The sequence below is a fragment of the Clostridium rhizosphaerae genome, assembly GCF_016765585.1.
Classification (GTDB): Bacteria; Bacillota; Clostridia; order Clostridiales; family Clostridiaceae; genus Clostridium_AT; species Clostridium_AT rhizosphaerae.
Genome location: NZ_JAESWC010000009.1, coordinates 119535 through 134609, shown reverse-complemented (window position 1 = coordinate 134609; position 15075 = coordinate 119535). Strand labels below are relative to the sequence as shown.

Sequence of the window (15075 nt, the reverse complement as noted above, 5' to 3'; positions counted from 1 at the left end):
AACATGTATAGCTACATGAAAATACTATGCTATTGTGAATTAGTAAAATAATTTAAATAATTGCTATTTCCATTCTCTTAGCAAAGCTATATTATACTCATACATGATACTTATCATGATAATATGGTTTTGCCACATTGTTATAATAATCTTTACAGATACTACTATAATTTTCCCAAGCATAAATATATGGCTCCTGCATATCCTCTATCCAATATTTATTAAAGTCTATATCAGCAGGCTTTCTTTTTCCTTCACCCAAAGATATCTCTGCTATGACCATTCCTTCGCCCTCATCAAATGATCGTTTAGCAATAACATTCCCACTCTCATCTATAATCTGCGCAGCCCCCACCATTTGAAATGTAAATGGATTTTTTTCATCATAAAAATCCACAGCAGTAACTTTACCGCAATGATTCGAATGAATAACAGGAACATGCAATATTTTTGCAAAGGTTACGGGAGTCTTCAGTGCAAATTGTCTATTATATTGTCTCAGTGGAGCACCTTCTCGCAAATCCTCCCAGCAGCTACCTGCCAGAACAATATCAACCTTCTCTGATAACCTCTTCAATGAATCATACCGGTTCATTTCCCAACATAAAGCAACACCAATATCTCCAATTGGTGTTTTTAAAATATTATTTTCATCACCATATGTGTAATAGCAATTTTCTACTATTGTAGGTATGTCTTTTTTATGCGAGAAAATACTACCATCAGGGAAAACTAATTGAAATAAATTATACGAATCCTTTCCATCAAACAAAATATATGAACCGCCAATTATTATATGGTATTGACTAGCTAGTTGTAATAATGCCCTCTCAACATGACCACTTTTAATCGCTACATCCAGCATTGCTTCAGCTCGTCCCATCGATGACGTAAAGAATTCAGGAAACAGTATTAATTCAATTCCCAAGTCTGATGCCTGTTTTACATAATTACTAACTTGTTTTATGTTTTTATCTATGTCAGCAAAAACTGCATCAAAATTAACTGCTGCAATTTTCAAATAAACCACCCCATTCTGGTTTTTTAATTAGGTACCTTATATAATAGCTTGCATATATCATATAGAAGCATTTGAGCCATAGCTCTATTTATCTAAATTTAAATTACACCAGCCTTATAAATTGGAATTTATCTTTCCATTATAAAATTTACTACCTTTACATTCCCATCCATATCTGTGCCGTTTATTATAAACCCACACTTTGAGCTAAATCTATTCCAAAACTTAAATTTTGTTTAACATAATAAGTAGGATTCTAAATCACTCAATTGTAGATTATACTTATAATGCAAGTAATCTTTCAATCTCATTCTTAATTCTATTTATATTATCTTTTCTTACATCATCGCTTGGTCTTGAGGATTCATCAAACAATATGCTATTTGGAAGTTGATAAATCGAGCTTATGACAGGAGTATCTCCCTTCATTCTTAGGTATACATGCCAATGAATACGATGACATTCATTTCCAATCAACTCATAATTCATTTTATCTAGCTTAAGTACATTAGAACCAGCTTCTGCAACTATCGACATTTCTTCAAGGTGTTTAATTCTAAAATCACGTTCTAAATTATGTAATTCTGGACCATGTTATTTTGTTGTTCACACATCTTGCATTGCATACTATAATCCCCTAAATAAAATATAAATTATCTACTTCTCATTAGAATACAATTATGAATAATTAAATTGATCTAAGAAACTATCAAATAATTTCTCTGTTTCTCTAAAACTTCATAGTCACGGTAGAGACATGAATTCTTCCATGTCCCCACACAAATCCCGGCGTATTGAATTACTACACCGGGATTTTCAGAAATATTCAATTTTGTAATCGGACTAATTCTATAATGAAACTTATTTATTGTTCGCCCATTTCAACTATCCTTGGCTTAAGAACTCCATAACACTTCAGCATTTTAGTGAACTCTATCCAATTAAAGCTTTTTCGCGGCTCTGCCTATTTAGGCATTTATATAAAATTTTCATAGCCGTATTGTAAAATCTCCACAAGCTCTTGGAGTTACCTATAAGTCCATAGTAGCTATAGTATTCTCTTAACTTTTGATTCATCATGTCCACTATTTTCTTAATGCAATTATTTTTATTTTCTCTACACCATTTCTTAAAAGCTCAAATAGACTGCCTTAATTTCTTCCTCGAAGTGTTTCTCTTTATAATGTCTTTTCCCGTATACGAAGTATCCCATCTGAAATCAAAACCTAAAAGTTCAAAGTTTGTTCTCTCTCGTTTCCTACACCTTGAAAAACTAATAATATTGGTCTTTTCAGGTGCCAATTCTAATCTAAACTTATTTAATCGTCGGGCCAGTGACGTGTATAATCGTTCGCATCTATTTTGTACCTGAATGCACATGCAAAATCATCAGCATATCTGCAAAGATATGCTTCACCCTGGAAGTGCTTCTTAACTACTTTTTCAAGACACAAATCTAGTACATAATGCAAGTATATATTAGCTAATATTGGACTGATAACGCCTCCTTACAGAGTTCATGTAGCAGGATAAATGATTTGTCCATCTGTGTCTAAAACCCCTGCTTTAAGCCACTTGTTAATCAAGACTAACAACGATTTATCATCTATCCTAAGCTTTAGCATTCTCGTAAGCCATCCATGGTCTATGTTATTAAAGAATCCTTTAATATAAGCTTCAACCAGACAACAATACTTGCCAAATTGCAACCCTTCTGTCAGTGCTTTAATTGCTATATGTGCTCCTACCTTCAGACAATATTCATAGCTATTTCATATAAAATCTTGCTAGTATATGTTTTCAAGTATTTGTGCAGCAGCACCTTGAACTAGCTTGTCTTTCATAGTTTGAATACCTAGGGGACGAGTTTTGTCCTTTCCCTTCGGGATGCACATTCTTCTCGCCAGTTTTGCGTGGTATCATTTCTCTTTGAGTTCATTCATAGTCTCCTAAATATTTATACTAGATTTTCTCTAAACTCCTTAGCTGTAATTTTATCAATTCTCGCATAAGCAATGTTTCGTTTACAAGATACATATTTCTGAACGTTTCTTCCTCATGTACCAGCTTTCCCGGCCTCAAAGTACTATGAGGCAATTTCACTCCCTACAGGTCTTTATGCATTCTTTTTTACGATTGAATGAAACTACCAATAACATAATATTGGAATCCGCAGGATCTCGTAAGTTCCTGATATTTCTCTTTATACATGCCATGTTCTATGTCCCCTATAGCCCCTCAGAAATCTCGAAATAATGATTTTCTTGTGTACGATTCCATATCGTTAAATATGTCACTGTCTGTATTATTAAGCTTGCGAGGATGAATATGCTTCAAGGATTACGGTATCCCTTATGGCCTATATAATTCTCAGTGCACGCTTCATCTAATTATCACCAACCTCGATACAATACTCGTTTCATATTCAAGATTCCGAGACACTTAGTCAGACTATGCTTGGTAAAAGGATATGCTTTATCCTCTTCGCTTTAGCAGATTGCTTTTCCCTTGTAATAAAAGAGGCCAAGACATTAATTTTTATAGTAACTAAAGGTAATTATTATATCGTATCTAAACCGGCAAAACCGAAATAATATATCCACCGGCAATTAAACTTATAAAATTTGCGACAAAAGCATAAATCAGGCTACGACTTTGTCCATGCTCCTTAACTAAAATAGGAAAAGCAATCATTTCAGCCATAAATACAAAAAACTCTCCTAGAATTAAACTAAATATTAAATAGCTTGGCATTAGCGGTCCTCCACTATTCAACCAAATATTCAAGACCCCCTGTGTAACAATGTTGACATAAAAAAATATAATCCAACTTCTTTTTTGTCTGTAATTAAAGAGCCAAAATATGATACCTTCAAGTAAAAGCGTAAGTAGTAACCGTATTGTTACTAAAAGCGCCCTGCGAAAAGGATATGTGCCAGACCTAAGTTCTCGATTGGACAGGTTCAAAGTAAATACGTTGTTATAATGCTGTAAGGGTGTACCAATCGTACAATCAAAGCTTTCCCCATTTGTAGTAACCTTTAACGTATACTGGCTAGTCACTTGCATATCACTAGTATAAAATGCGTAATATCCTTCCCACGCAACCCGCCGAACTCTTGCTTTCGGTTGACTTCCATTTGAAACTAGCACAATTGATAGATCTTCTGGCGGATTATTTACCAGTATAACCAATGATGGCGGTTGTGCGGAATTTGCTAACACTATTGTATATGGCATAAATATCATCAAAGTACATAATATCATAACTAATGCTAACCATTTGCTATGCTTGTTCATATTAGACCCTCCCATTTATTTTAATTTATTATTTTTTCTCATTCTCATACCATCTCAAAACATTTTTCACCTTATTCTACAATTGCATCTAAAAAATCGATCTCAAAAGGTACGTGTTATATAGTGTTGACCTTAAATTACGTACAGCTTTCCGTACTAATTACGTGCCTCAGCGCTATAGGAACTTAGAAAAACTTACATATTATTTTAAATTTTCCACCGGCCACTTTAATCGGTTTGGCATTTAAAAAGTTTGCGTATCAACTCAAACATAAATTTGCAATTTATCTATCTTTCATCTGTAACAATATGTTCTACGTAACTTTGCATATTTGATAATTTATCAATAAAAAAAGTGGGAAATGCCTTGTAATTTGATAAGTTATTTATTGGTAGCCAATGCATATACTCTTTAACACCACATGAATAACTATTACTATTAAGCTTTTGTGTTCCCCTTGGCTTCATCAAAAAGTAAAAAGCAATTTCGTGACAATTATAACCTTCAAGACTACCACTACCAGTAAAGAAATTCTCATGAATAAATGCTAACCTATCAATTTTATAGTGTATTCCTGTTTCTTCATATACCTCTCTGACAACAGCATCTTCAGCCTTTTCACCAATATGAACACCTCCTCCAACCGGATAGTAATAATCATCCCTATCATTTTTAGCAAATAGTACACTTCCGTTTTCAATGATTATTGCGGTTGCTTTGTATCTGAACCATCCATTGTCTTTGGTAAATCCACAATCACACTTCATTTTTATCCCCCTCATAAATTCCTATTTTTCAGTTGCTTAAATAAATTAAAAGCCTTCAATTACATCTTTGTTTCATCAGAATCACAGATACCGTTTGTAATTCCCGACGCGAGACACTTAGTAAGCTTGGCTATCTTCTCAAGCCAAGCTGGACGGAAACTTTTTGTTATACGCTGCTTTAACTTCAACATTTTGAGCTGAATCTATTCCAAAACTTAAATTTGTTCCACACAATAAGAAGAATGTGAAATTACTCAATTGTAGATTATGCTTATAATGCGAGCAGTCTTTCAATTTCATTCTTAATTCTATTTATATAATCTTTTCTTACTTCATCGCATGGTCTTGTGGATTCATCAAACAATACGCTATTAGACAGTTGATAAACCGAGCTTACGATAGGAGTATCTCCCTTTACCCTAGGGTATAAATGCCAATGAATATGAGGGCATCCATTTCCAAGCAGCTCATGATTCATTTTATCTGGCTTAAACACATTAGAAACAGCTTCTGCAACTATCGACATTTCTTCAAGGTGTTTAACTTTAAAATCATGTTCTAAATCATGTAATTCTGGGCCATGTTCTTTGCAGTTAAAAACAGTATATCCTTTGAACCTCTGATACCATCCTAAGATAACATATCCAGTTTCCAGTTCCATAATAAAATACGGATCATTTGTAATGTTCTTTTGTTGTTCACACATCTTGCATTGCATATTATACCCCCCCGAATAAAATATAAATTTTCTGTTTCTCATTATTCTACAATTAAGCATCAGTAAATTAAAACTAGAAAACTACTATTAATTGCTTTCTATTAACAAAGTTGCGGATAACCATTCGTGTTGCCAACGTTCCTGAGCCTTAGCGCGACGCACTTGGTGAAGGAATGCGCCTATGCTGTGCTCTCAGAATTATCTTTGCTTGAAAAACAAATTTGAGTGCATAATCTGTCCCCATTCAAAGTATTCTCCAGCCAAGGCGAATGGCAACATTTTGTTCTCTGTTGTTTGGATCCTTTACTATTTATATGCGTATATTTATCCATCTCACAACTTCTTTCTAAGTAGTTTATATATATTATTAATTAGCGTTAAAGCTTATTCTCGTAGCCTATCGCTAACATGCTTATCTATCTGCACATTTTCTATAGATACTTTATTCCATAAATATAATACATAGATAATCATTATTAATTCTTGAAACCCAATCGCTATATATCCACTTGAGCTAGCCACTAACGATATATGATTCACAAAATCAAACAAAAAGTGCCAGATTATCACAGAGAATAAGCTCTTTGTATGAATGACAATTTCAGCAGCAATGATTCCGAATACAATAGCATTAATAATTTGTAGTAAAACCTCAACAATGCTTTTTCCTGCCAATATGCTAGCGAAATGTCCAACTCCAAATACCAAAGCAGAAATCACAATTGTTTGCTTAACAGAGAAGTTGTCCTTTAGCAATTTTAATATAATACCTCTGAAATAGAGTTCTTCCGAAATTCCAACCGCTAATGTAAAAAAGATAAGTACACTGACATATGTAAAACCTTTAAAATCAACACCAACCAGTATAAGAGGTAATTCAGAAATGACTATGGGTATAAAGAACAGAGTTTTCCCTATACTTCCTGGTTCCATTTTTCTCAATCCAATTTCTTTGAGATTAATTTTCTTTTTGCATATATAAACCATCGGAATAATTAAGGAAATCAACATAAAGCATCCCTGAGCCAAAAAAATCTCAACCTGGTTCATTTTAAATACTGTCACAATTACCCCTGATACCACTGGGAAAATCAAAAGCACTATTGTCCATACAATTGATAGCAAAACTGGTTTCGTTTTTTGCATTATTCTTCCCCTTTTTCTATAAGTAATATTTACCTTTCCATGAAGTACAATTGTTGCTTATTCTTTGTGTTAATAAAAACAAAAATCACTTAATGCATAAATACAGATTTTCATAGGCCTAAAATTTCACATACCGCTTGGAATTTTACATGTCTTCTGCAACCTATTATGCGAAGGTCTACCCCCAAAAATCCCTGAATGAATTATATATTTTCAGTATAAATTCCCATCAACCCTTTATAATATATGATTATTATTTCTTATTTTTCTTTATCTTTATTTTCGAGTTCAATAATTGTCATTATAGAATAATTGGCCAAATCTAATAGAGTATCAATAATGCTCTCATCTTTCACTTCAGCATCTTCCCTAATTAACTGCTTATATCTTCGTAACTTATCTTCTAATCTAATTGCAGGCATTATAAGTCCATACTCTTGAAACCCTTCACTGAAACTGTCTCCATAGTCTTTATTTTTAGCAGTATATATTTTATTTAATTTTTCACATATCTCTTTATGTTGGTCAATTTTTGACATATAGAATACCCCCTTTCTTTATCTCTAAATTACGACTGTAATGTAATATTTAAAATTGTACTTATCCTTTACTCTCAATAATTACAAAAACCGTTAGCTTCATGCTTATATACCTACGTTGACATGAAATTTCAACTAACGTTTCGTGTTACTGACGTTTTGAAAACTCAGATAACTCTTATCTTAGTTTTCAAGATGTGCCTTGGGGGTAATTACTACTAACCTTTATATAGATTATAAACCATATATTTACATAATACTATATAAAAAAAGTCCACCAGCCAAGGCGGACAGCAACATTTTGTTAGCTATAGTCTAAGTCTTTAAACTTTTAAAAAAATCTTATATATATTTAACTTTTAATTTATTCGTAATAAGTAAATATTGTGTATTAATTTTGCTGTAGATTATTCTTATACTGCGGTTTCATTCGTTTCCACAAAATGAAAGCCCAATGACTTAGCAAGAGTTCGGCCATCGCCGATTGCCCGTACCGAAATCACGTTAGCACCAATGTTAAATGCGTATTTCAATGCGTATTGGCACAACGCTTTAGCAATACCTTTTTTACGATATTCAGGCAAAGTAGAAATAAATTCTAGTGATGCAATTCCTTTATTATTCAATATTCCTGACGTAGCAACAGGCTTATTATCGACATAACCTATAAAACAAGTCAATTTTCCGCTATCTATCAAATGCATATGGTTTTGAGAATAAAAAACAACTGTACCGCCATGTTCAGTATTATTGTCTATATCACACCAAATATCAAAATCACTTAATGACTTAACTTGTTTTATATTTACAAATCCCGGAACTTCTGGATATTTGGGTAAATCCTCAGACTGCATAACACCATAAATTTCAAAATCTTCTATTGAATAAACAGGCTTCTTCCCATGAATTATGTCTATAACTCTATCGGATGAAGCGAGTGGCCACCACGTATGAATTTTTAAGTTTTTAATATCTTGCACTGTTTTTTTAAGTTCATCATCTGAAAGTTGCTCAAGCCTAATATTATAGATCGAGCTAAGATTATTTATATTACCGCATGAACGCATAACTTCATAGATATCATTATCAATAATTTCCATGTGCTCGGCATCTCCCATTGCTCTAAGATAAAAATCTGCACCCTTATCAACATATTTCAACATTTCCTCTATAATCATAAATATACCTCCTTATTTGAGTATACCGTAATAAATTTGACGACCTTATGTCATATTCACAAATATAAATAATCTGTAGTTTACATTTAAATTTAATTATGACTTACTTAAAGATAATAAAACATTGTGAATTTACTCTGTTTATTCTAAATTACATATAACGTTTCGTGCTCAAGACGCCGAGGAGCCTCAGAAAGCTCTTTTCTTAGTCTCGCAGGTGCAGCTTGGCTATCTTTTAAGCCAAACTGGGCAGAAATTTTTTGTTAGTTGATGTTCCTGGTCATTTACTATCTATATACGTAGGATTTTATCCAAAAAATTCTTTCAATGTATTTTAAATTATAAGAACTCTCCGAATTAATTATTTTAAAAAGGGTTAATATTTAAATATATTTTCAATAACTCTTGTGAAAACATCATAAATGGATTTTCTTATTATATTCATTTAAGTACTCTTTCGCTTTTCGTGCCATATCAAGATGGTCTTTATGCCATTCCGTTATCTTATTAAAGTCATGAAATCCAACCTCTAGACTTTCAAATGATGTTTTTAGGCTTCCACCTATTACCTCGCAATAAAATAATATATGATATGAAGTATGAGGCTGTCCGAAATCTCCTGGTATCCTCGTAAATATGTCTATGATTTCTTTAACTTCTACATTAAGCCCTGTTTCCTCATATATTTCTCTTTTTATTGATTGCTGAGGACTTTCACCAGTTTCAGCCCAACCACCTGGTATACCCCACAATTTATCATCAGCACGTCTCTCTAAAAGAATCTTTTCATCTTGTGAAAAAATCACTCCATTTACGCCTATCTTAGGAGTTATATAACCTAACTCTTTTTTAAATCGTTCAATAATTATTTTCTCTTCTATATCGCATATCTGAGAATATTCATTAGATGCTAATTTAAGTAAATTTTCGTATCTTTCATAGTCATACGGGTCTTTTGCATAACATAATCCAAGTTGTGCTATTGAACGTATTTGTTCTAAAAGTAATAATATGTTACTCATATTTTTAATCTCCCTTTAATTAACAAAACTTACATCAAGATTTTTTCTTTATGTTCCAAAAATGCAAAGAAAATTTAACTGTGTAAACGTAAACTTTCATTGACCCGGAATTTCAACTAACGTTTTGCATCCCCGACGTCAATCAGTCCATTTATGAGGCTGATTGATGTGTTGTGGCCTCTTCGGAGGCTCGACTACTCATAGCCACAACGAATGGGGATGCTGTGTTAACTGAAGTCCATCAGCACTTCATTATAGATATACACTGCAGAAACTCTTGTAATTCATGATGTATAAAGAAAGTATATTACCTTAACTAAAATACAGCTTATATTTAAAACGGAAAATTAGATATTTACTTTAAAAATACAATCTTTTCCACCACAAGCTACAGCTTCTACAATTTCTGATTTAACAGATTTATTGCAAATCAGACTAAACGTTTTTATAACATGACCATTACAGCATTCACACCATGTTTTTGATATGGGTTCATATATTTCTAATTTTCGAAACATTCCACACACACATTTGTTCCATCCAAATGATACTGTAAGCACGCCACCTTCCTTTTTTACATACCCCGGTGAAAGATACTTTGAATATTCCACACAAAATTCATCAAGATTCTTACTCTTCTCTTTTAGCTCTTCAATTTCTCTAATTTGTTCTTTAGATGGATTACAGCAATGTTTTTGCCTTATCTTAGAAATAGTATCTTTATCTAGTAGCTCGTCCATTCTATCCATTATTATCTTTCCCAATTGTGCTTGCTCATGTGCAGGCATTTTATCTGGGAGTGTTGCATATTCAGGAAATAATTCTATAGCTTTATCCTCTCCTAGTTCTTCATTTATGCTTCTATAGATTTGATAAAACTTAAAAATGGCCATTAATATCATCCTTTCGTTCTTCTTTAATCTATTAAGTCATATATAAATAGTTTTGGTTCTTCCTTTTAAATAAATGGAACTTAATACCTTTCAAACATTTTAATTTATTAGTTTATTTGAAAGGATTTCAGTTAACGTTTCTGATTAGCGATATCTTTGAGCTGAACCTGCAGAACTCTTCTTTGGAGGCGGTGCTCAACACCCAGCGAAAAGATGTCCGCTAATCTTTTGTTACATGTAGTTTTTACCACGACACTCTAATCAAAGACTTTACTAAATAAGTCCTAATAATTTCGCACTAAAAAATAGAACTAATTAAATCATAAGCCTTGCTTTAACAATTCCTTTAAAAATCAGTCCTCAGTAATTTATTCAGCATATTCTTTTCTCAAAATGTCTGTAAATTCTTCTACTTCTCTATAACTACTTAAAATTTTTATGTTTTTATCAGGAAAACTTGTTAATATAGTCTTAATTCTAGGCATTGTATCCACTTCAAAACTTTTTATGAAATTAATGAATTCTTCTGTTACTGTATAATCAAAACCTTCAGCCATATCATTCCTGTTTACACCTTGCTCAATATTTTCTTCAGCTCTTTTATAAGCGTTGGATACACATATTTCTGAAGGTATATTTAAGACTATTATTGTATCAGCTAATTTAACCCTCATTTCAAGTGTTGAAATATAATTACCATCAATAATCCATTTCTCATGTATACTTGCGAAATCACTTACTCTTGCAACCAATTCATCTCTTGTTATGTGGTTTTTTCCACCAGTATGATAAATTTTATCTAAATGTAAAACTGGATAATGCAGAAAATCATTAATTCTTTTTGTTAATACTGATTTCCCTGCACCTGGGCACCCGATTACTATAATTTTCATCTATTACTCCTTCACTTTGTCTTTTCTTTTACTTGTATACGGACAAATAAAAATATTATTAGTCTACAACATCTTACATATATGATTTAAGCAAATAATAAATAAAACTTTGAGTTATCAATTTATATATCTAAAATTACATATAACGTTCCTAATTTCCGATGCCGAGAAGCTTAGAAAGCTCTTTTCTTAGCTTCGCAGGTATAGCTTGGCTGTCTTTTCAAGTCAAGCTGAACGGAAATTTTTTGTTAGCTGATGCTTTAGGTCTTTTACTATCTATATGCGTAAGATTATCCCTCCACAATTTCATTCCATGTAGTTATAATATAAATGCTATATATCTATTTGTAAGATTTATTTTTATCTGAACTTAAGAATATAATTATTTTCTTCGCTTGAAGAACTATATAATTTAAAATTACAATTGTTTAGCACATTATTTGATCCTATATTAGCTTTTAACACTCTCTTTGCTGTAATCCCCTTACAATTTTGAAAAGTTGAAGCCCAATTTATTAATGAGGATAATGCTTCTGACATTAGCCCTTTCCTTCTATAATTAGATGATATACTATATCCAACCTCTGAGTAACCACTTTCATCTGGAACTCCCTTAAAACCTATAAAGCCTATACCTTTTTTATTGTCCTTATTAATAATCAACCAGTATGTATACCATTCATGAATTTTCTCATCAATATTTTGCATTTTTTCTAATTTCTTTGATATCGCTAGTTTAACAAAATCAAATATTGCCTCTTGCTCAATTAATATTTCAACTCTATCAATCTCATTGCTATTAATAAATGACAGTTCACTAAAAGATAAGGGTTTTAAAAATAATCTTTCTGCTTCTAATACTTTATTCTCCAATCTTATACCTCCAGTTTGTAAATCTTATATATTACATAATATTACAATTATGATTTATCCTTTAAGTTATCGAAAATACTCACTGCGTAATCAACACTTCATCAGACCTAAAGTTTCTGCTAACTATTAAACCTACGAACCTGTTTCGCTAATTCTTACCTATACCTGAAATCCCTACAAAACTAATTTAGCCACCATCTCGCCATCTTGGATTTTACCTGTTTCAACGAAACCTAAAGACTCATAAAGTGCTTTTCCAACTGTATTATCTAATTCATAGGAAAGACAAACTTCTGATGCTTTTCCGTGAGGAAAGGTTTTAATTAGTTCAAGAGCCTTTATCATAGCTTGTCTTCCATAGCCTTTACCTTGATGGACTTTATCAATCATTAATCTCCAAACCCAATAAGCATATTTATCATTATCTTCATCCGGTTCAGTGTATGCCAGCATTATAAAGCCAACCATAGTATCATCGCTATAAATGGCATAAGGCATTGGAATACAAGCGTTATTGGTTAATGCTACATAAGCCTGCGCAAGACTTTTTATATTGCTTGCAACAAAGCTTTTTTGTTCACTATTAACCTCTAGTTTTACGCATTCATCAAAATTGTCCTCTGTAATTTTTCTTAATTCTATCATTATTAATTCTCCCCCTCATTCTCTTTCAAAGATGTTAGTCTAATAAAAGAAATACCAACAGACAAACCAAAGGAAATAGAAAATTCTCTAAACAAATCGATCTTCTCAGGTCTAAAGATATAATCAAAACCATAGTTTAAAGCTCCAAATATTATAAATACAGTTATAAACGTAATAAATCTTTTTCTTAGCTCCTTCTTCTTTATCATCTTTAAATTAGATATAGTTGTAATAACTAAATATAAAACCATAAGAAAATTAAACACTGCGTATCCAATTATGAATTTAAAAGCAAAACTACTATCTATATGTTTATAGACAATAAAGATAGAAATTATAGTTCCAATAATAAATAGCCCATAAAGTATTTTTGTAATAAATGTCTTTTTATTCTTCATCTTAATCTCCTGCTAAATAAAAATGTCTTCTAAAATAGTTACCTTTTTATTAGATGCATCAAGTTCAATTGCAGAACCTATAGGGATAGTCATCATCGGGTGTGTATGGCAGCAGTCAAACTCAATAATAAAAGGAAGCTTTCTATCCCCTAGAACCTCCAATAATATTTCATAAGGCTTTCTTCCGCAGCCCCAGTCATCAAAGTTTTCATGTTTTCCAAGAATAATTCCTGAAACCTTGTCAAAAATACCATTTAACTCTAAAAGGGAAAAGCTTCTTTCTATAGTTCCCGGATCTTTGCTTGTATCCTCAATAAAAAGAATATCTCCAGTCTTTATTTGAGGCATATACTCACTGCCCCATATTCCCTGCATAGTATTTAGATTTCCGCCAATAACTCTTCCTTTTGCAACACCATCATAAACAGTAATAAGACTGTTTTTCTTTTGATCTTTTGCTCTGTCTTGAGTTTCCCAATCTATGAATTCTTCTGTCCAATAATCTGGATTTTTCAGCTCATAAGGAAACTTTGCATCCTCTGCAATAAGCTCTTTAAAATATTCATATGTCCAATCGACAAATGGAGTAAACTCTCCAAAAGAAGCAGCTAAGGCTGGTCCATAAAAGGTATGTATTCCTGTTTTTGCATATATTCCAAGTAAAACAGCTGTAACATCCGAGTATCCTATAATGATTTTAGGATCCTTCTTAAAGGCTTCATAATCTATGTATGGAAGCAAAGAATTTGAATTCATTCCTCCAATAGTGGACATGATGCATCTAACCTCTGGATTTCTAATAAGCTCATTAAGCTCTTCAGCTCTTTCTTTAATACTACCTGATCTATAAAAATCAAATTTACCAGTAAGGCTCCCTTCAATTATCCTAAAGCCTTTACTTTCTAAATACTCTTTACCTCTGATAAATCTTTTAGGACAAGTATATGTAACAGGCGCGGAAGGTGAAAATATTCCTATAGAATCGCCTGGCTCTAACCTTCTTAAAACCTTCATTTATAATTCCTCCATGTGTGTAATTTATTTGTGCTTTAAAATATAATCTTTAAACTTACTCATGATTTCCCCTTGGCTCCAGTAGGAAATCATTTGTTCCTCAGGTATATCGGAAATAGGTGCCTCGAAGCCCTCAGGAATAAAAATTCTATCGATTGAACTTCCCTGCTGCATGCTAGGCTTATCTGCCAGTTTTCCATGATATATTCCCGTGAAAACAATTGGTTCTTCATTTGGATGGCAGTATGCCAAACAATCCTGGATATTAATATTACGATTATCTTTGTCCTTCATTAAATTAATAAAATCTTCAGCTGAAAACCACTCGTTTACGAACTTAATAAAAGGACCCGGAAACCCATTTAGAGCTTCTATATAAAAACCGGCATCTGTTACTATAACGGGCTTATCTAATTGTCTGCTTGCCCATCTAGCTGAATACATAGCCACCTCTTGTACACTTTTACTTTGAATTTCAGGAGTTTCAATCTTCTTCTGCAATAGAACTATTTCCGTATTTTCAAAGGTTTTTAGTGCAACATCAAATTTAACAGAATTTCCTGTGACATAAACTAACGTTTTTTCCATATATAATTACCTTCTTTATCATAAGACTTACCTTTACTAAAAATCATAAAACAGTATTCCTTCTTTACCTAACTCAAGG

At 32.3% G+C, this 15075-nt stretch carries 16 protein-coding genes; all 16 read right to left on the bottom strand.

Annotation, left to right across the window (positions count from 1 at the left end; translation table 11 throughout):
• Positions 1-97: 97 nt before the first annotated feature.
• The 16 genes from JK636_RS14655 to JK636_RS14580 all read right to left on the bottom strand — a co-directional run bounded on the left by JK636_RS14655 (position 98) and on the right by JK636_RS14580 (position 14996).
• Positions 98-1021 (bottom strand): carbon-nitrogen hydrolase family protein, encoded by a 924-nt coding sequence (locus JK636_RS14655; protein WP_202749760.1) that lies wholly within the window; start codon positions 1019-1021, stop codon positions 98-100.
• A gap of 282 nt (positions 1022-1303) precedes the next feature.
• Positions 1304-1558, bottom strand: a complete 255-nt coding sequence (locus JK636_RS14650; RefSeq protein ID WP_202749759.1) for a hypothetical protein — start codon at positions 1556-1558, stop codon at positions 1304-1306.
• Positions 1559-3592: 2034 nt separating this feature from the next.
• The gene (locus JK636_RS14645) at positions 3593-4321 is read right to left on the bottom strand and encodes a hypothetical protein (RefSeq protein WP_202749758.1); all 729 of its coding nucleotides are present in this window, start codon (positions 4319-4321) and stop codon (positions 3593-3595) included.
• Between the two features lie 288 nt (positions 4322-4609).
• Positions 4610-5089, bottom strand: coding sequence for an NUDIX hydrolase (locus JK636_RS14640; protein ID WP_202749757.1), 480 nt, complete (start codon positions 5087-5089; stop codon positions 4610-4612).
• A gap of 271 nt (positions 5090-5360) precedes the next feature.
• Positions 5361-5807 (bottom strand): HIT family protein, encoded by a 447-nt coding sequence (locus JK636_RS14635; protein ID WP_202749756.1) that lies wholly within the window; start codon positions 5805-5807, stop codon positions 5361-5363.
• Positions 5808-6191: 384 nt separating this feature from the next.
• The gene (locus JK636_RS14630; RefSeq protein ID WP_202749755.1) at positions 6192-6953 is read right to left on the bottom strand and encodes a CPBP family intramembrane glutamic endopeptidase; all 762 of its coding nucleotides are present in this window, start codon (positions 6951-6953) and stop codon (positions 6192-6194) included.
• Positions 6954-7213: 260 nt separating this feature from the next.
• On the bottom strand, positions 7214-7492 hold the full coding sequence (locus tag JK636_RS14625) for a nucleotide modification associated domain-containing protein (protein WP_202749754.1): 279 nt from the start codon (positions 7490-7492) through the stop codon (positions 7214-7216).
• Positions 7493-7905: 413 nt separating this feature from the next.
• Positions 7906-8670: a GNAT family N-acetyltransferase gene (locus JK636_RS14620; protein ID WP_202749753.1), complete on the bottom strand. Its 765-nt coding sequence runs from the start codon at positions 8668-8670 to the stop codon at positions 7906-7908.
• Positions 8671-9086: 416 nt separating this feature from the next.
• Entirely contained in the window at positions 9087-9692 is a 606-nt protein-coding gene (locus JK636_RS14615; protein ID WP_202749752.1) for an NUDIX hydrolase N-terminal domain-containing protein, read from the bottom strand.
• A gap of 347 nt (positions 9693-10039) precedes the next feature.
• Complete coding sequence (locus JK636_RS14610) at positions 10040-10585, bottom strand: DUF6144 family protein (RefSeq protein WP_202749751.1); 546 nt, start codon at positions 10583-10585, stop codon at positions 10040-10042.
• A 368-nt stretch (positions 10586-10953) separates the two neighbouring features.
• Positions 10954-11478: a P-loop NTPase family protein gene (locus JK636_RS14605; protein WP_202749750.1), complete on the bottom strand. Its 525-nt coding sequence runs from the start codon at positions 11476-11478 to the stop codon at positions 10954-10956.
• A gap of 360 nt (positions 11479-11838) precedes the next feature.
• The gene (locus JK636_RS14600) at positions 11839-12351 is read right to left on the bottom strand and encodes a GNAT family N-acetyltransferase (protein WP_202749749.1); all 513 of its coding nucleotides are present in this window, start codon (positions 12349-12351) and stop codon (positions 11839-11841) included.
• Positions 12352-12525: 174 nt separating this feature from the next.
• A complete protein-coding gene (locus JK636_RS14595; RefSeq protein WP_202749748.1) occupies positions 12526-12996 on the bottom strand; it encodes a GNAT family N-acetyltransferase in 471 nt (156 codons plus the stop codon).
• A gap of 2 nt (positions 12997-12998) precedes the next feature.
• Positions 12999-13394 (bottom strand): hypothetical protein, encoded by a 396-nt coding sequence (locus JK636_RS14590; RefSeq protein WP_202749747.1) that lies wholly within the window; start codon positions 13392-13394, stop codon positions 12999-13001.
• A 12-nt stretch (positions 13395-13406) separates the two neighbouring features.
• Positions 13407-14408, bottom strand: a complete 1002-nt coding sequence (locus JK636_RS14585) for a S66 family peptidase (RefSeq protein ID WP_202749746.1) — start codon at positions 14406-14408, stop codon at positions 13407-13409.
• A 24-nt stretch (positions 14409-14432) separates the two neighbouring features.
• Positions 14433-14996 carry a non-canonical purine NTP pyrophosphatase gene (locus tag JK636_RS14580; RefSeq protein ID WP_202749745.1) on the bottom strand — a complete coding sequence of 188 codons (564 nt, stop codon included), beginning with the start codon at positions 14994-14996 and terminating at the stop codon, positions 14433-14435.
• Positions 14997-15075: the final 79 nt, after the last annotated feature.

Coding starts and splice junctions, on each gene's coding strand:
- JK636_RS14645 (WP_202749758.1), bottom strand. CDS start 4,321: ATGAACAAGCATAGCAAATGGTTAGCATTAGTTATGATATTATGTACT.
- JK636_RS14580 (WP_202749745.1), bottom strand. CDS start 14,996: ATGGAAAAAACGTTAGTTTATGTCACAGGAAATTCTGTTAAATTTGAT.
- JK636_RS14590 (WP_202749747.1), bottom strand. CDS start 13,394: ATGAAGAATAAAAAGACATTTATTACAAAAATACTTTATGGGCTATTT.
- JK636_RS14640 (WP_202749757.1), bottom strand. CDS start 5,089: ATGAAGTGTGATTGTGGATTTACCAAAGACAATGGATGGTTCAGATAC.
- JK636_RS14630 (WP_202749755.1), bottom strand. CDS start 6,953: ATGCAAAAAACGAAACCAGTTTTGCTATCAATTGTATGGACAATAGTG.
- JK636_RS14610 (WP_202749751.1), bottom strand. CDS start 10,585: ATGGCCATTTTTAAGTTTTATCAAATCTATAGAAGCATAAATGAAGAA.
- JK636_RS14620 (WP_202749753.1), bottom strand. CDS start 8,670: ATGATTATAGAGGAAATGTTGAAATATGTTGATAAGGGTGCAGATTTT.
- JK636_RS14585 (WP_202749746.1), bottom strand. CDS start 14,408: ATGAAGGTTTTAAGAAGGTTAGAGCCAGGCGATTCTATAGGAATATTT.
- JK636_RS14625 (WP_202749754.1), bottom strand. CDS start 7,492: ATGTCAAAAATTGACCAACATAAAGAGATATGTGAAAAATTAAATAAA.
- JK636_RS14595 (WP_202749748.1), bottom strand. CDS start 12,996: ATGATAGAATTAAGAAAAATTACAGAGGACAATTTTGATGAATGCGTA.
- JK636_RS14615 (WP_202749752.1), bottom strand. CDS start 9,692: ATGAGTAACATATTATTACTTTTAGAACAAATACGTTCAATAGCACAA.
- JK636_RS14650 (WP_202749759.1), bottom strand. CDS start 1,558: ATGTCGATAGTTGCAGAAGCTGGTTCTAATGTACTTAAGCTAGATAAA.
- JK636_RS14605 (WP_202749750.1), bottom strand. CDS start 11,478: ATGAAAATTATAGTAATCGGGTGCCCAGGTGCAGGGAAATCAGTATTA.
- JK636_RS14635 (WP_202749756.1), bottom strand. CDS start 5,807: ATGCAATGCAAGATGTGTGAACAACAAAAGAACATTACAAATGATCCG.